General features: G+C 54.4%; 17 protein-coding genes, 1 other RNA gene and 1 pseudogene. 12 read left to right on the top strand and 7 right to left on the bottom strand.

Annotated elements, in window-relative coordinates; genetic code table 11:
• Positions 1–13 precede the first annotated feature (13 nt).
• The 9 genes from AC22LX_RS09790 to torA all read left to right on the top strand — a co-directional run bounded on the left by AC22LX_RS09790 (position 14) and on the right by torA (position 9,205).
• The gene (locus AC22LX_RS09790; RefSeq protein WP_045378274.1) at positions 14–760 is read left to right on the top strand and encodes a heme ABC transporter permease; all 747 of its coding nucleotides are present in this window, start codon (positions 14–16) and stop codon (positions 758–760) included.
• Entirely contained in the window at positions 757–981 is a 225-nt protein-coding gene (gene ccmD, locus AC22LX_RS09785) for a heme exporter protein CcmD (RefSeq protein ID WP_045395139.1), read from the top strand. The genes AC22LX_RS09790 and ccmD overlap by 4 nt, the downstream gene beginning before the upstream one ends.
• A complete protein-coding gene (ccmE, locus tag AC22LX_RS09780) occupies positions 978–1,454 on the top strand; it encodes a cytochrome c maturation protein CcmE (RefSeq protein ID WP_015703212.1) in 477 nt (158 codons plus the stop codon). Before ccmD ends, ccmE begins: the two co-directional genes overlap by 4 nt.
• A complete protein-coding gene (locus AC22LX_RS09775; RefSeq protein ID WP_045395136.1) occupies positions 1,451–3,403 on the top strand; it encodes a heme lyase CcmF/NrfE family subunit in 1,953 nt (650 codons plus the stop codon). The genes ccmE and AC22LX_RS09775 overlap by 4 nt, the downstream gene beginning before the upstream one ends.
• Positions 3,403–3,960, top strand: a complete 558-nt coding sequence (locus tag AC22LX_RS09770; RefSeq protein WP_045395135.1) for a DsbE family thiol:disulfide interchange protein — start codon at positions 3,403–3,405, stop codon at positions 3,958–3,960. The genes AC22LX_RS09775 and AC22LX_RS09770 overlap by 1 nt, the downstream gene beginning before the upstream one ends.
• Positions 3,957–4,424, top strand: coding sequence for a cytochrome c-type biogenesis protein (locus AC22LX_RS09765; protein ID WP_045395134.1), 468 nt, complete (start codon positions 3,957–3,959; stop codon positions 4,422–4,424). Before AC22LX_RS09770 ends, AC22LX_RS09765 begins: the two co-directional genes overlap by 4 nt.
• Positions 4,421–5,287 (top strand): c-type cytochrome biogenesis protein CcmI, encoded by an 867-nt coding sequence (gene ccmI, locus AC22LX_RS09760; protein WP_045395133.1) that lies wholly within the window; start codon positions 4,421–4,423, stop codon positions 5,285–5,287. The genes AC22LX_RS09765 and ccmI overlap by 4 nt, the downstream gene beginning before the upstream one ends.
• 225 nt (positions 5,288–5,512) lie before the next feature.
• On the top strand, positions 5,513–6,676 hold the full coding sequence (locus tag AC22LX_RS09755) for a NapC/NirT family cytochrome c (protein ID WP_487333966.1): 1,164 nt from the start codon (positions 5,513–5,515) through the stop codon (positions 6,674–6,676).
• Positions 6,677–6,685: 9 nt separating this feature from the next.
• Entirely contained in the window at positions 6,686–9,205 is a 2,520-nt protein-coding gene (torA, locus tag AC22LX_RS09750; protein ID WP_074165804.1) for a trimethylamine-N-oxide reductase TorA, read from the top strand.
• Positions 9,206–9,384: 179 nt separating this feature from the next.
• On the opposite strand, the gene AC22LX_RS09745 is transcribed toward torA, so the two are convergent.
• The gene (locus AC22LX_RS09745) at positions 9,385–9,771 is read right to left on the bottom strand and encodes a DUF7079 family protein (protein ID WP_047044410.1); all 387 of its coding nucleotides are present in this window, start codon (positions 9,769–9,771) and stop codon (positions 9,385–9,387) included.
• A gap of 1 nt (position 9,772) precedes the next feature.
• Complete coding sequence (locus AC22LX_RS09740; protein ID WP_063447414.1) at positions 9,773–10,531, bottom strand: hypothetical protein; 759 nt, start codon at positions 10,529–10,531, stop codon at positions 9,773–9,775.
• Positions 10,532–10,981: 450 nt separating this feature from the next.
• On the opposite strand from AC22LX_RS09740, the gene AC22LX_RS09735 reads away from it, so the two are divergent.
• The gene (locus AC22LX_RS09735) at positions 10,982–11,782 is read left to right on the top strand and encodes a nucleotidyltransferase domain-containing protein (protein WP_045366796.1); all 801 of its coding nucleotides are present in this window, start codon (positions 10,982–10,984) and stop codon (positions 11,780–11,782) included.
• Positions 11,783–11,940: 158 nt separating this feature from the next.
• Here the strand turns inward: AC22LX_RS09735 and AC22LX_RS09730 are convergent.
• From AC22LX_RS09730 to smpB, 3 genes and pseudogenes are all read right to left on the bottom strand, one after another.
• Positions 11,941–12,042 (bottom strand): annotated as a pseudogene (locus tag AC22LX_RS09730) (integrase arm-type DNA-binding domain-containing protein); the annotation flags it as partial.
• A 204-nt stretch (positions 12,043–12,246) separates the two neighbouring features.
• Positions 12,247–12,609: a transfer-messenger RNA gene (gene ssrA, locus AC22LX_RS09725) on the bottom strand.
• Between the two features lie 143 nt (positions 12,610–12,752).
• Complete coding sequence (gene smpB / locus AC22LX_RS09720) at positions 12,753–13,235, bottom strand: SsrA-binding protein SmpB (RefSeq protein WP_020078156.1); 483 nt, start codon at positions 13,233–13,235, stop codon at positions 12,753–12,755.
• 153 nt (positions 13,236–13,388) lie between these two features.
• Between smpB and AC22LX_RS09715 the strand changes: the two genes are divergently transcribed.
• Both AC22LX_RS09715 and AC22LX_RS09710 read left to right on the top strand, forming a co-directional pair.
• Complete coding sequence (locus AC22LX_RS09715) at positions 13,389–13,826, top strand: type II toxin-antitoxin system RatA family toxin (protein WP_015370248.1); 438 nt, start codon at positions 13,389–13,391, stop codon at positions 13,824–13,826.
• Complete coding sequence (locus tag AC22LX_RS09710; RefSeq protein WP_015370249.1) at positions 13,816–14,106, top strand: RnfH family protein; 291 nt, start codon at positions 13,816–13,818, stop codon at positions 14,104–14,106. The genes AC22LX_RS09715 and AC22LX_RS09710 overlap by 11 nt, the downstream gene beginning before the upstream one ends.
• Positions 14,107–14,168: 62 nt before the next feature.
• Here AC22LX_RS09710 and bamE read toward each other — a convergent pair whose 3' ends face one another.
• A complete protein-coding gene (gene bamE / locus AC22LX_RS09705) occupies positions 14,169–14,507 on the bottom strand; it encodes an outer membrane protein assembly factor BamE (RefSeq protein WP_047044418.1) in 339 nt (112 codons plus the stop codon).
• Positions 14,508–14,654: 147 nt separating this feature from the next.
• Positions 14,655–16,316: a DNA repair protein RecN gene (gene recN, locus AC22LX_RS09700; protein ID WP_045366812.1), complete on the bottom strand. Its 1,662-nt coding sequence runs from the start codon at positions 16,314–16,316 to the stop codon at positions 14,655–14,657.
• Positions 16,317–16,367: the final 51 nt, after the last annotated feature.

Here is a 16,367-nt window from a genome sequence, read left to right as displayed (position 1 = left end):
TGAGGCAAAAAAAATGTGGAAAGTGTTACATCAACTCGCCATTCCAGAGCGCCTGTATAGCGTATGCGGACGATGCATTCCGCTGATGGCTATCCTCAGCGCGCTGTTTCTGGTGGTGGGCTGCGTCTGGGGATTTGTCTACGCCCCGGCAGATTATCAACAGGGTGAAAGCTATCGCATCATGTATCTGCACGTCCCGGCGGCGATGTGGTCGATGGGGATTTACGGCTCAATGGCCGTGACCGCTTTTGTCGGCCTGGTCTGGCAGATGAAAATGGCGGATAAAGCGGTGATGGCGATGGCGCTGCCAGGCGCGGTTTATACCTTTATTGCGCTGGTGACCGGTTCCGCGTGGGGAAAACCGATGTGGGGAACCTGGTGGGTGTGGGATGCGCGTCTGACATCCGAACTGGTCCTGCTGTTTTTATACGTCGGGGTGATTGGCCTGTATCACGCTTTTGACGATCGCCGGCTGGCCGGGCGCGCCGCCGGGATACTGGTGCTGGTCGGGGTGGTCAACCTGCCGATTATTCATTATTCCGTGGAGTGGTGGAACACCCTCCATCAGGGCTCGACCAATATGCAGAAAACCATCGACCCGTCGATGCGCATGCCGTTGCGTTTAACCATTTTCGGTTTCTTATTCCTCTTTATTACTCTGACATTAATGCGTATGCGTAATTTAATTCTGTTGCAGGAGCGCCGCCGCCCGTGGGTCGTGGCGCTGGCTGGCGCAAGTAAGCGTGAGGAGAACTCATGACCAGCGCTTTTCACTCCTGGAGCGATTTCTGGCAGATGGGCGGCTACGCCTTTTATGTCTGGCTGGCGGTTGCAGTGACGGTCATCGCGTTGCTGATTTTGTTCATCCACACCCGCTGGCAGCGCCGGGCGCTACTGGCGGATATACGCCGGCAGATGGCGCGCGAGCGCCGGGTATCGGCGGCGCGTAAGCAAAGGTCAATGAAGGGAGATGCGTTGTGAATCCTCGGCGTAAAGTACGTCTCTGGCTCGCCTGCGGAGTGATTGGGGGGCTGGCGCTGACCGTTGGTCTGGTGATGTATGCATTAAGCTCCAATATCGATCTCTTCTATACACCGGGCGAAGTGATATACGGCAAACGGGAAAATGGCCAGAAGCCAGAGCCGGGGCAGCGTCTACGTATCGGCGGCATGGTGATGCCCGGCAGCGTGAAGCGTGACGATAAAACCCTCGATGTGACCTTCAAACTCTATGATGCCCGCGGCGTCGTCGAGGTGAGCTATACCGGGATCCTGCCGGCGTTGTTCCGCGAAGGGCAGGGGGTCGTAGCCCAGGGGACGCTGCAGGACGGGACGCATATCCGCGCGAAAGAAGTGCTGGCGAAACACGATGAAAATTACACCCCTCCGGAAGTGAAAGAAGCGATGGAAGAGAATCATCATCCGGCTGAGAAGCCGCAGGGAGCCGCGCAATGATCCCTGAAATCGGCCTCTTCCTGCTGTGCCTGGCGTTGGGCATTTCCTGCCTGCTGGCGCTATTTCCCAGCTGGGGCGCGATGCGGCAGGATGCGCGGATGATGGCGCTGGCGAAGCCGCTGTCGGTAGCGATGTTTGCCGCCATCCTCGGGGCGTTTCTCATTCTGGTGTACGCCTTTGTGGTGAATGACTTCACCGTTCTGTATGTCGTCAGTAACTCGAATACGCTGCTGCCGGTGTGGTATCGCGTCGCGGCGACCTGGGGGGCGCACGAGGGATCGTTGTTGCTGTGGGTATTGCTGATGAGCGGCTGGACCTGCGCGGTCGCGGCCCTGAGCCGTAATATTCCGCTGGAAGCCTCTTCGCGCGTGCTGGCGGTGATGGGGATGATCTCCTTCTGCTTCCTGGCGTTTATCCTGCTGACCTCAAATCCGTTCGTGCGCACGCTACCTGATTTCCCCATCGAAGGGCGCGATCTGAACCCGATGCTGCAGGATATCGGGCTGATCTTCCACCCGCCTATGCTGTACATGGGCTACGTGGGCTTCTCCGTGGCTTTCGCTTTCGCCATTGCGTCGCTGATGACCGGGCGTCTTGATAGCGCGTGGGCGCGTTGGTCACGCCCGTGGACGCTGGCGGCGTGGAGCTTTCTGACGGTCGGTATCGTGCTGGGGTCGGCGTGGGCCTATTATGAGCTCGGCTGGGGCGGCTGGTGGTTCTGGGATCCGGTAGAAAACGCCTCCCTGATGCCGTGGCTAGCGGGAACCGCGCTGATCCACTCGCTATCGGTCACCGAAAAGCGCGGCAGCTTTAAATCCTGGACCGTGCTGCTGGCGATTCTGGCGTTCTCGCTGTGCCTGCTGGGCACTTTCCTGGTGCGTTCCGGGGTACTGATTTCCGTACACTCCTTCGCTTCCGATCCTACGCGCGGCATGTTTATTCTGGCGCTGCTGGTGATCACTATCGGCGGTTCGCTGCTGTTATTCGCCATCAAAGGCGGCAAGGTACGCTCCCGGGTGCGTCACGAACTGTGGTCGCGCGAGTCGCTGCTGCTGGGCAACAATGTGCTGCTGATTGCCGCCATGCTGGTGGTACTGCTGGGAACGCTGCTGCCGCTGATACATAAGTTATTGGGATTAGGCAGCATTTCTATCGGCGAGCCGTTCTTTAATTCCCTCTTTATTGCGCTGATGATCCCGTTCTCGCTGCTGCTTGGCATCGGGCCGCTGGTGCGCTGGCGTCGTGATGAATTCCACAAGCTGCGTAAGCGGCTGCTGATTGCCGCGGTGGTTGCCATCGTACTGGCCATCGCACTGCCGTGGCTGATGCAGGATCGTATTAAAGCCATGACCGTGGTTGGCCTGCTGATGTCGCTATGGGCATTCGTGCTTACCGTGATGGAAGTGGTGGAGCGCGCCACCGACCGCCACCCCTTCTGGCGCGGGTTGACCCGCCTCGGACGCAGTCACTGGGGAATGGTCGCCGGCCACGTAGGGCTGATGGTCACCGTCATTGGCATCGCCTTCAGTCAGAATTACAGCATCGAACGCGACGTGCGAATGAAGCCGGGCGATAGCGTCGATATCCACCAGTATCACTTTGTGTTCCGGGACGTACGGGATATCACCGGGCCGAACTACTTTGGCGGTGAAGGGGTGATCGAAGTTTCGCAGAATGGCCATCACGTGAGTACGCTGCGGGCGGAGAAACGCATTTACAGCAGCAGCCGGATGGAGATGACCGAAGCCGCCATCGACGGCGGGCTGGTACGCGACCTGTACGCTGCGCTGGGTGAAGAGCTGGCCGACGGTAGCTGGGCGGTGCGCTTGTACTATAAACCTTTTGTTCGCTGGATCTGGTTCGGCGGGATGTTAATGGCGTTTGGCGGCGTGCTGTGCATTCTGGACCCACGTTACCGCTTACGTAAATCACTGCCGGAGAACGCGTGATGAACCGCAAAGTCTTATATTTACCGCTGGCTATCTTTCTGATTCTGGCGGCGGCGCTGATGTGGCAACTAATGCGCAACAGCGACGGCGACGATCCTACCGTGCTTGAATCGGCGCTGGTGGGTAAGCCTCTGCCGGATTTCCGCCTGGCGTCACTGGAAAAACCGGATGTCATGCTGGATCCCTCTAGCATTATCAATGGTAAACCGGTGCTGATTAACGTCTGGGCCACCTGGTGCCCTACCTGTCGGGCGGAGCATCAGTATTTACGCTCCCTGGCGGCGCAGGGTATTCGCATCGTTGGCATCAACTATAAAGACGATCGCCAGAAAGCGGTGAACTGGCTGCACGAATTGGGCAACCCGTATGCGCTGGGGGTGTTTGACGGCGACGGCATGCTGGGGCTGGATCTTGGCGTGTATGGCGCGCCGGAAACTTTCCTCATCGACGGCAAAGGCATTATCCGCTACCGCCATGCCGGCGATGTGAACGAGCGGGTCTGGCAGCAGGAGATTCTGCCGCTGTGGAATAAATACAGCCAGCAGGGGGGCGCGTGAAATATCTGCTCATCACTTTACTGACGGCGCTGCTCTCGTTTCAGGCGCTGGCGGCGATTGATACCTATCCATTTAAAGATGAAGCCCAGGAGCAGCAGTTCCGCCAGTTGACCGAACAGCTACGCTGCCCGAAATGCCAGAACAACAGTATTGCCGATTCGAACTCGATGATTGCCGCCGACATGCGCAAAAAGGTCTGGCAATTGATGGAGCAGGGACAAAGCAATCAGCAAATCACCGATTATATGGTGGCGCGCTACGGCAACTTCGTGACCTACGAACCGCCGGTGACCCCCGCGACGATTATCCTCTGGCTGCTGCCGGCTTGTTTTGTACTGGGCGGCGCGCTGGTGATTTTTCGTTTAAGCCGTCGCTCGCGGGCTGAACGCGTCAGCGAACTGAGCGCGCAGGAACAGGAACGCCTAAAGGCGCTGCTTGATGACAATAAAAGGACCCTGAAATGATTGTCGCTTTGCTCATCATGTTGGTTTTACTGCTGGGAACCGCGGCGCTGCTGTTTATTCCGTGGAGCGGCAGGCAGCGCGTTGACCGCAATACCATGAACCATATGATTTATCGGGCGCGCCTGCAGGAGCTTGATGAGGATCTTTCAGCGGTGAACGCGGCGCAGCAACAGCAGCTGGTTGACGATTTACGCTTGAATTTATTGGAAGATTTGCCTGAATCTGCCGAAACGAATCACAAAAATAGTAGTTATTGGGTGTATATTCTTGGGGTTATTATACTAACCTCTTTATGCGTAGGGGTTTTTATCCGAACGAGTTACATGACCCGCGTGGTTGAGTGGCAGCAAGTTGTCCAGCAAACGCCGCAGCTGATGCAGCGGGTGATGGATCCGCAGGGCAAACCGTTGTCGGAAGAAGAGCTGTTTCGACTGGCGCTGGGGTTACGTACCCGCCTGCAGCAATACCCGGCCGACCAGCTGAGCTGGACGATGCTCGGCAGGCTGCAACTGGTGCTCAATAATCCAGGCGCCGCGTTACAGGCGTTTGATAAGGCACGACAGCTGGCGCCAGGCAACGCCGATGCGCAGCTGGGATATACCGAAGCGTTACTTCACTCTACGGATCCCAACGATAGCCGTGAAGCCCAGCAATTGCTCGATACGTTGCTGAAGAATAATCATAACGATGTGCGGGTGCTTAGCCTCGCGGCGTTTAACGCCTTTGAACATCAGCAGTATGACAAAGCGATCGCGGCGTGGCAGCTGATGCTGCAACTGTTACCGGCGGATGATACTCAACGTGAAATTATCATTCGTAGTATTGACCGGGCGAAAAAAGAACAAGCCGCTACACTGAAATAATTAAAATAACGTGAGTATTGCTCGAAGGCATATTGGATTTGCAATGGGTTATCGCTCTGAAATCACAGGATAATCATCCCCGGCTGATTATCCTGGCTCCGAAAATCTCCAAAAAAACAGTTGGATTAGAAGGTGAGTGCAATCGTTATAGATTTATTTATATAACGATTGCCATCTGGCAGGGACTTTTGCGTCTTTCATTTAGGAAAAGGGTTAAATAATAAGATGAGTAAACTTTCACTGGAACGCTCTGGTAGGCGAAAAATTATATTTATCGCCTTGCTGGTTGGGATCATTATTGGCGTGGTGTTGCTGGCCGGCACTGCGACTATTATGCATAAAACCAGCGATACCGAATTTTGTGTGTCGTGTCATACCATGCAGCAGCCTCTGGCGGAATATCAGGGCAGCGTGCATTTCCAGAACGATAAAGGTATTCGCGCCGAGTGTGCCGATTGCCACGTTCCTCATCAGCCGATCGATTATATGCTGACCAAAATTGGCGCCCTGAAAGATGTCTGGGGTGAAATGACCGGCAAAATTGACACCCCGGAAAAATACGAGGCGCATAAACTGGCGATGGCCCAGAGCGTCTGGGATGGGTTGAAGAAGAGCGATTCGGCGACCTGCCGTTCCTGCCACGACTATAAAGCGATGGATATTCTGGCACAGACTCCTGAAGCCCGTAAGCAGCATCCGGTCGCGATCAAAGAGGGCGAAACCTGCATCGACTGCCATAAAGGCGTGGCGCATATTCTGCCGAACATGAGCGGCCTGGCGGCGGCAGGGGCCAGCGAGCTCGCTAACGCGGCGGCGAAAACCCCGGCGACCGCGACCACCCTTTACACCATTCAGACCCAGCCGTTCTGGCTGAGCGAGAAAGCGGACGACCATAACGACGGTAACCTGATGGCCTCCACTGAAGTGAAAGTGGTGAAACGTGAAGGCGACATGGTGCTGGCGGATGTTCATGGCTGGCAACAGGATGGCGTTACCGAAGCCTTCTACGCCGCGCGCGGTAAACGCATCATGAGCGCGCTGCTGGGCGAAGAAGCTCGCAAAGCGTTAAAAGTGTCTGGCTCCGTTACCGATGAAGAGACTAAACAGGTCTGGCATGAAGTCGATCTGCAGGTCTGGCTGCCTGCGAAAAATCTGATTGGCGATCAGCAAAAAATCTGGAGTTACGCTTCTGAATTAATGGCTAACAACTGTACCGGCTGTCATGGCCTGACCGAGTTGAATCGCTTTAACGCCAACCAGTGGATTGGGGTGGTTAAAGGTATGTCCGGCCGTACTTCACTGACTCAGGAACAGGTTCGTCTCCTGACCCAGTACGTACAAAAACATGCGAGCGACATGCCAGCAGCGGCCAATCAGGACAAACAATAAGGAGCCATGATGAAAAAGAATAACGATTATGACATGGCGGATCAGAGCCAGGAATCCGGTATGAATCTGACGCGTCGCCGTTTTCTGGCTGGCGCCAGCGCCCTGATGGCGGCGCCGCTGCTGGCGGGGCTGTGGCCGCGTTCGGCGCTGGCGGAGGCCATCAGCCAGGCGATGCCGCAGTTTATTGCATTGCGCCAGGCGGAAAGTGGGATTCTCACCGGCGCTCACTGGGGCGCGTTTGAAGCCATCGTCCGCGACGGCAAAATGGTTGACGTTCGCCCGATCAAAGACGATCCGTATCCCAACGAACTGATTACCATGGCGCCGTATCAGGTTCACGCCGAAAACCGGATTAAATATCCGATGGTGCGTAAAAGCTGGTTAGAAGGCGGAGCGAAAAACAGTAAGCCAGAGCTGCGCGGCCGCGATGAGTGGGTCCGCGTCAGCTGGGATAAAGCCCTGCATCTGGTGGCGGGAGAAATCAGCCGTCTGCAAAAAGAGCATGGCCCATCATCTATTTATGCCGGTTCTTACGGCTGGAAAAGCGTCGGGATGTTCCACAACCCGAGAACGCTGCTGCAGCGCATGATGAACCTGGCGGGCGGCTTTGTCGGCTATTCCGGTGACTACTCCACCGGCGCGGCGCAGGTGATTATGCCGCACGTGGTCGGCTCTGTTGAAGTTTACGAACAGCAGACCGCGTGGCCAAACGTAATTGATAACAGCGAGCTGGTGGTGATGATCGGTTGTAACCCCATGATCACGCTGAAAAACAGCTGGAACCTGCCGGATCACGTCGGCCAGACGGGCTTTGAAGCGCTGAAGAAAAAGGGCACCCGGATGATCTGTATCGACCCGGTGCGCAGCGACAGCGCGCGTGAATTAGGCGCCGAGTGGATCGCCCCGCGCAGCTATACCGACTGCGCGCTGATGGCGGGGGTAGCCCATACGCTGCTGGCAGAAAATCTACATAACCCAGATTTCCTGAAAACCTACACCGTAGGGTTCGATAAATTTGAAGCCTACCTGAACGGTAAAGAAGATGGCGTCGTCAAAGATGCCAACTGGGCTGCGGATATCAGCGGCGTTGATGCTGAGACCATCAAGCAGCTGGCGCGAGATATGGCGAAGCATCGCACCATGATCATGGGCGGCTGGGGCATTCAGCGTCAGCATCATGGCGAACAGGCCCACTGGATGATGGTGACGCTGGCGGCGATGCTGGGGCAGATTGGCCTGCCCGGCGGCGGTTTCGGCTTTAGTTATCACTACTCTTCAGGCGGTAGCCCAACCGCGCGCGGCGGCATTCTGGCGGGGATCTCCGCCGGTAGCCCAACGTCGCCGGCGGCGAAAGATATTACGCCGTTCCCGGTGGCGCGCATCGCCGATGCGCTGGCGAACCCAGGCAAGACCATCGACTATAACGGCACGAAAGTCACCTATCCGGATATTAAAATGGTGTACGTGGCGGGCGGTAATACCTTCCACCAGCATCAGGATACCAACAACCTGGTGAAAGCCTGGCAGCATCCTGAAACCGTGGTGGTGAACGAACCGTACTGGACGGCGACGGCGAAACACGCCGACATCGTACTGCCGGTGACCACCACCTACGAGCGTAACGATATGGACATGGGCGGCGACTATTCACAGCTTTATGTCTTCCCGCTGCGCCAGTGCGTACCGCCGCAGAACGAAGCGAAAAACGACTTTGATGTTTTTGCGGGGATTTCCGAGATCCTTGGGGTGCATGAGGCCTTTACCGAAGGCAAAGATGAGATGCTGTGGTTGAAGGGCATGTATGACGAGATGAAAGCCCAGGCGCGCAACGCCCGCGTGGCGCTGCCGCCGTTTGATATGTTCTGGGCTTCCAACAACTACATTCGCTTCCCGATCCCGCAAGAGAACACTCAATGGGTGCGTTTCGCCGATTTCCGCGAGAACCCGCTGCTCAACCCGCTGGGAACGCCGTCAGGGAAAATCGAGATCTACTCTGACGCCATCGCCAAAATGGGCTACGAGGACTGTAAAGCGATTCCAACCTGGATGCCGCCGCACGAGTGGTATCGCGGGCCGGAAGCCGAGAAATATCCGCTGTCGCTCAATACCGGTCACCCGATTAACCGTCTGCACTCTCAGCTCGATAATACGCCGCTGCGCAAGAAATATGCGGTGGCCGATCGTGAAGCTATCTGGATCCATCCGAAAGATGCGAGCGCGCGCGGCATCAGCGAAGGCGATCTGGTTCGCGCCTTTAACGATCGCGGGCAGATCCTGGTCGGAGCGGTGATTACCGATAACGTTCGCGAAGGCGTGGTGCGTATCAGCGAAGGGGCATGGTTTGATCCGGCCGATCCGTCACAGCCGGGATCGCTGTGTAAAAATGGTAACGTCAACTGTCTGACCTTTGACGTCGGCTCCTCCAGCCTGGCGCAGGGGAACTGTGGCCAGATGTCGCAGCTGCAGATCGAGAAGTACACCGGACCGGCGCTGAAAAACACCGCGCACGATGTGCCGGTAGGCGCGTAACCCGCAGCTGACGTTTGAAAGACAAAACGGACACTTCCGTGAGGGGTGTCCGTTTATCTGATGAAAGTGAATATATTCACGGCATCGCTAATTTTACAACGTCTTATTCCCTGTACTGCATGAGCCTGGCTTTTGGATATATACCTAAATGTATGCCAATCGCCTCGTTTAAAACCCTTTCAGAAGCATTTATCCAGTTCGTGGGAAAGCTTATTGAGTTCGTTCTGAATGTATTTACGGCGCTGTTTTAACAGTACGCGGGCTGGAATGACGCGCTCGATAATTGTCGGTTTCTTATATACATACTCTGTCACGAGCTGTTTAATATCTTTCTCTGACCAACCGTCCATCACCGGCGTTGGGTTGTAGAGAAGATTTGACTGGAGGGCAGGGGCAACTTCCTCATCCAGAATCACAAAGATCTCTTCCCGACTTAAACCAGACTCCTTTAACTTCTGCGCCATCCATCGGTAGTCGTAGTCCTGGAGTTCGCGTCCGGTAAACAGCTCCGATAATGCGTGCCAGACAGGAACGCGGGTCATCAGTTGAGCTTCTGTTAGTTGCATATTAGTTTCTCCCCTGTGGTGAAACATATAAGGTTCCAAACAGAAGGTCTGTTCCGACCGATGCGAGAATTCCGCCCACTAATGCAGCAACACCAATACAAACAGGCGCAGTTGCCGCACAAACACCTGTTGCGACCACTGCAGCTCCGACTCCCCATCCTCCGGCAACACCAGCAGCGGCTATAGCACCTTGATGCATCGTTTCGGTGGTTTTATCTTCCGCTTGATAGATTTCGTAAGCGGCGACAGCTAAAGAGACAAAGAGGACACGCTTACCGGCCATACCCAAGGTTTTAGCGATGCCCGATACTGCGCCCCTGTCACGTCCAGCCGAGTGGATCATTTCTTTAAAGATTGTGGCCTGCTGTCTTTCCGATAGAGACTCGAAAGGTTGCTGAAACATCTTCGTAGCATAATGTTCAGTTAGGTCAGCCATCGTACGCCCCGATGGTTTTAACTTTTTCGCGTAGGCTCTACCGACAGGGCTGTTTCTTAGCCGTGAAAGATCCAGAATTTCGTTGCGCATCTGAGAGGCTAATGTGGCGGCTTCTCTGGGAGACATTTTCCCACTTCCAACTGATTGAACAAATTCGGCGGACATGTTTTGAATATCACGTAGATATTGCACTCTAACACGGGAGTCCTGAATACAATGCGCAGCAAAGTTTGATGCCGTTCCTTGCAGCGAGGCCAGAGCAGCAGAAAAGGCTCTCTGATCATTCTGCAGTGCTCCAGCGACAGCAGGGTATGTGAATCCCATTCAGCACCTCATCATTACTAATAGATAGGTTCCTAATGATACTTATGGTCTGTTTTTTTGCTAAGTGAACTCTATATGATTTCTGAAACGAAACCGGCAATTCGGAGTTCCCTTAGTTACTGGAACTAAGCTCCAGCTGTGTTTTGAATAGAGCTTAAAATTCTTTTTTGTCTTACGGGTCATACTGTTCAATAAGTTATTTTTATTAAAATATTAAGTACATAGCAAGTGAAGTGCGAAGAGTTATCACTTCACAATGCGTATTTGACACTACAGTGTATGTCAGATACCGGAATAAACGATTGCCAGAAGTAGCGCCAGACGCATAGGACAATATTTCTCGTCGGGATAACCTGCTGCGGACATCACTGTTCCTGCAAAATATCTGGCCTGAATATAAACAACTCGATATTCTGAAATGCTTTGTATTTTTTGTGAACAGGAAAAAGTATGCTGAGTACATTACCCGATTTACACAGAAGTTTTGCAGAGCAACTCAAACTTAAATTTCAGTCTGATTCGCGAATTCACTCCCTTCTCGCTGGTGGCTCAATTGTTCATGGTGGGTTTGATAAATACTCCGATCTCGATTTTGTCGTTGTCGTAGACACTCTCCACTATGACGAAATCATGACGCAGCGCAGGGAGCTTGCCGGAACATTAGGCCATCTGCTCCATGCTTTTACCGGGGAACATGTCGGAGAGCCTCGCCTGCTAATATGCTTGTATGGCCCAGAACTTCTTCATGTCGATTTGAAATTCGTCACTCTGGAAATGCTCACTCAACGCGTTGAGGAGCCCGCAGTGCTATTTACCCGTGATAACACTGCTCTGCAGCGACAACTGGCAAAATTTAGTGCTCACTGGCCTGATATGACGCCGGAGTGGTTTGAGTCCCGAGCCTGGATCTGGCTGCATTATGCAGTGGTTAAGTTGGGAAGGGGCGAACTCTTCGAAGCGATGGGTATGCTGTCATTCTTCCGCGAGCAGGTGCTGGGGCCAATGTTGTACCGTCGTGCCAATCTTCCGCAACGTGGGGTTCGCCGCATTGAATTCCACGGCATTGACCCTGATGGCCTGCTGACTTCCACGCTGGCAACGCACGATCGTGACTCGGTCAGCATGGCCATCAGAATGGCTGTTGACGCTTATATCAATCTGCGAGCTGATGCTCTGCCTGAGAATATCGCAGATGATGCGGCTCGTTGGGCGGTTCTTGCGATGCTGAAAGCATATTCTGACAGGGTTTAAATCTGTACTCCGGTCGCTTACATGGCCGGAGTAAAAGTACCAGCGATCTAAATCCCAGGATTGGCCGTCTCAGTTTAGTTAGTACAATCCATGCTAAAGCTAGGTTCAGGTGTCAAGAGTAAGGTCCGCTATCAAAAAAACGAGACCTGCCTGGATGGGATACTTACGCCATCACCACCATCATAGAGAACGTAGTCCGCTTCTTTGGGTTTGGCTGATTCGATTTCTTTAACTGAGAGAGGTTTGGTTTGTCTTGCCATTGGCGGGTTTCCATAGTTTTAGGCACCTCAAAAACAATAAAGCTTTATGAGGTGCCTAACAAGGTGCCTAAAAGGTTCGGATTTAATTAGTTCTCTTCGGACTTCGCGGGACAAATTGAGGACACAAAAAAGCCCGCAGGGCTTGCGCTGTGCGGGCTTTCAGGACTTCATCGGATGACTCTGGTAATCACCGATGGAGAATTTTGGTGGAGCTGGCGGGAGTTGAACCCGCGTCCGAAATTCCTACATCCTCGGTACTACATGCTTAGTTTGTCTTTACATTCGCACGCCAGCTGCGGACAGACACGCCACTAACGAACTAGCCTGATTAGTTTTAGCACTTCAACCCCAGGCAGGGCATCCGCGCGATCTCTTTTGGGTTTGACCTCTCTTGATCCCCGTCCTAAGAGCGGAGGCTAGGGAGAGAGGGCTCTAAGCAGGTTATTAAGCTGCTAAAGCGTAGTTTTCGTCGTTTGCGACTATTTTTTTGCGGCTTTTTACGAGGCCAACCGCCCCTCGGCATGCACCTTGGGTTTCGCGAATCCCGTCGAATCCAGAATCAGCCCCAATGTGTACTTAAAGTATAACAGATTTGTGAAGGAGGTTACCAGCCCCCGAAGCGAGGATTCTGGCGGCATATCGAATGAAAAAGCAGCGACAACAGCAATATAGCGTAGGGCCAGAGGGAGCTGGCCCGCAGAGAGGGGGGATTACCGCCCGGCATTCTTCATGATGCGCGCCTTATCGACCGCCCATTCACGATCTTTCACGTCGGTGCGCTTATCGTGCTGTTTCTTACCTTTCGCCACGCCGATTTTCACTTTGCACCAGGCGTTCTTCCAGTACAACGACAGGGCGACGACGGTATAACCTTCGCGGTTGATGCGGCCGTATAGCGCATCGAGCTCGCGCTGATTGAGCAGCAGCTTGCGGGTACGGGTCGGATCGCAAACGTAATGCGTGGAGGCGACCGCCATTGGCGTAAAGTTGGCGCCGAATAGATAGGCTTCGCCATCTTTCAGAATGACATAGCTATCGCCGATGTTGGCTTTGCCGGCTCGCAGAGATTTCACTTCCCAACCCTGCAGCGCGAGGCCTGCCTCGTATTCATCTTCGATAAAGTATTCGTGACGGGCGCGTTTATTCAGCGCAATGGTGGCTGATCCAGGTTTGTGGGCTTTTTTCTTAGTCATAATGTCCTGAAGTCATCGCTAGTTCTAAACATTGTTACCTCAATCCTTCCTGCGAGGCGTAATGGGCTATCTTAGCACGAGTTACGGTACAGCGTTTTTTTTAGCAGCAGATAAATGATATTATTTGTCCTGTGTTTAAATGTGGAACCTGCTATGCCTCAGATTAGCCGTACTGCGCTGGTGCCTTTCAGCGTGGAACAGATGTATCAACTCGTAAATGATGTGAAGTCCTATCCCGATTTCCTGCCTGGCTGCACCGGTAGCCGAGTGCTGGAGGCCGGGCCGACGCAAATGACGGCGGCGGTTGATGTGTCCAAGGCCGGCATCAGCAAGACTTTCACGACGCGTAATACACTGACCGATAACCAGAGTATCCTGATGAGCCTGGTCGATGGGCCGTTCAAAAAGCTGATTGGCGGCTGGAAGTTTATTCCGCTCAGCCCGGATGCGTGCAAAATTGAGTTTCATCTCGATTTTGAGTTCACCAACAAGCTGATTGAAATGGCTTTTGGTCGCATCTTTAAAGAGCTGGCCGCCAATATGGTGCAGGCGTTCACAACGCGCGCCAAAGAGGTGTATCGTGTCGGCTAATATTGTGGTTGAAGTCGCCTATGCGTTGCCGGAAAAACAGTACCTGCAACGCGTGAAGCTGCAGGCTGGGGCAACGGTCGAGCAGGCGATTATCTCGAGCGGTATTCTGGCGCTGCGCGAAGACATCGATCTGGCGAAGAATAAAGTCGGTATCTACAGCCGTCCGGTCAAGCTGCATGACGAAGTCCATGATGGCGACCGCGTAGAGATTTATCGCCCGCTGATTGCTGACCCGAAAGAGCTGCGCCGGCAGCGGGCTGAAAAGCACGCCGAGAAATAAGCGGGAATGCACAATAAAAAAAGCGCTCATTGAGCGCTTTTTGCATTTCAACTGGCCTGAGATTACTTGGTCAGCGCCGGTTTGTTATCAATGTTGGTTAACACACCGCTGCTGTCGAAGGTCAGCGTCAGGGTCTGCTGGGTCACTTTCTCATGGCCCGGCTGCTGGCGGAAAACGTAGAACCAGGTGTTGCTACCAAATGGATCTGACATCATCGGCGTACCCAGCGCATAAGCAACCTGCTGTTGTGTCATGCCGACACGAATTTTTGCGACATCGGTTGGTGCCAGATAGTTACCCTGGTTGATATCAGGACGGTAAACCACTCGTTCCAGAGTGGAACAGCCTGCGGTCAACATAAGGAGAACCGCTGCGGCAGCAGTCAGCGTTTTACAGCGCATAGTGATTTGATTCCTTTTTGGGCCCGAGCAATACGTGGCTCATCTGTAATATGCCGATAATAATAGACCTTTGCCCGGTTGGGAACCTTCGACTGCAGGTCTATTGGCAATTTGCTGTTCACTATGACTCTGTGAAAATCAAAAAGTTTACGCCGCAAGCAACTCTTTCGCGTTCGCCAGGGTGTTGCGGGTCACCTCGCTACCGCCCAGCAGACGGGCCAGTTCCTGCAGTCTGGCGCGTTTATCCAGCGCATGCATGTGCGTCTCGGTCATCTCGCCATCGGTCTCTTTGCAGACAAAGAAATGATGGTGACCACAGCCAGCAACCTGCGGCAGGTGAGTCACGCACATGACCTGCGTGGATTCTCCCAACTGGCGGAGCAGTTTGCCGACCACCGCTGCCGTCGGGCCGCTGATGCCGACATCGACCTCATCGAAAATCAGCGCCGGGGTTTCCATTTTACGGGCGGTAATAACCTGAATAGCCAGTGCGATACGCGACAGCTCGCCGCCGGAGGCCACTTTAGCGATCGGCTGCAGCGGTTGCCCCGGGTTGGTGGTGACGCGGAACTCAATATGGTCGGCGCCTTCGGCGGTCAGATGGCGTTCATCAAAGGCGACATCAATGGCAAACACGCCGTGAGGCATAGAAAGTGAGTGCATACTTTCAGTAATCAACTGGGTGAGTTCGTCGGCGCTGCGCTGACGCAGGGCGTGCAGTTCCTGCGCCGTTTCCAGCGCCAGGCGGTGATGCTCAACGACCAACTGGCTCAGCGACTCCAGCGAACCGGCGCTGTCGTCCAGCAGGCGCTGCTCATCCAGCATGGCCTGATAGAACGCCGGCAGCTCTTCCGGAGCAATCTGATGCTTACGCGCCAGCGCAATCTGCCGGGAAATGCGCTGTTCCAGCTCGAACAGACGGTTAGGGTCGAGATCGAGACGGTCATTGTAGTGGCGCAGCTCATCGGTCGCCTCGCTGAGCTGAATAGAGGCTTCTTCCAGCATATCGAGCACGCTGGAGAGTTTGCTATCCATACCGACCAGCTCGCTAACCAGCTGTTTAGCGGTATAAAGCTGGCTTTGCAAATTGGCCTCTTCGCCGTCGGCCAGTACCGTTAACGCATGCTGACAGGTACTGAGCAGTTGGCCGCTGTTGGCCAAACGTTTGTACTCTTCGTCTATTTGTTCGAACTCGCCCGGCAGAGGATTAAATTCGTTCAGTTCTTTGAGCTGGTATTGCAGCAGGTCTGCGCGGGCGGCGCGCTCCTGGCTCTGCTGCTGATGCTGCGCCAGCTCCCGGCAGCTCTGGTGCCACTGGCGGTAGCGTTCCGCCATGCGCTGAGTAAGCGCATACTCACCGGTATAACCATCGAGCAGCGTTTTCTGATGTTCGGCTTTGGTGAGTAACTGATGGGCATGCTGGCCGTGGATCTGGATAAGTAACTGGCCCAGCTCGCGAAGCTGAGAAAGAGGCACGGCGGTGCCGTTGATAAAACCGCGGGAGCGGCCGTCAGCGCTGATCACGCGGCGAAGTAAACACTCACGCCCGCTCTCCAGTTGGTTCTCTTCCAGCCAGCGCTGGGCGGCAGGGGTATCTTTCAGCGCGAAGCGCGCGCACAGGTCGGCACGGCTGGCGCCGCGGCGCACCATGTCAGCTTCGGCTCGGCCGCCGAGGCACAGCCCCAGCGCGTCGATGGCAATGGATTTCCCGGCGCCGGTTTCCCCGGTGATGGCGGTCATGCCGCTGTGAAAATCAATTTCCAGTTCACGAACGATAGCGAAATTGCTGATGGTGAGTTGCGCCAACATAGCTGCCTTCCTGTATGAAAAACCATTACTGTGTTTTCGTACAGTATAGAC

The sequence above is a fragment of the Klebsiella sp. PK01 genome (assembly GCF_057624675.1).
The sequence above is the reverse complement of the archived record's forward strand: the minus strand, read 5'-3'. Positions and strand labels throughout refer to the sequence as shown.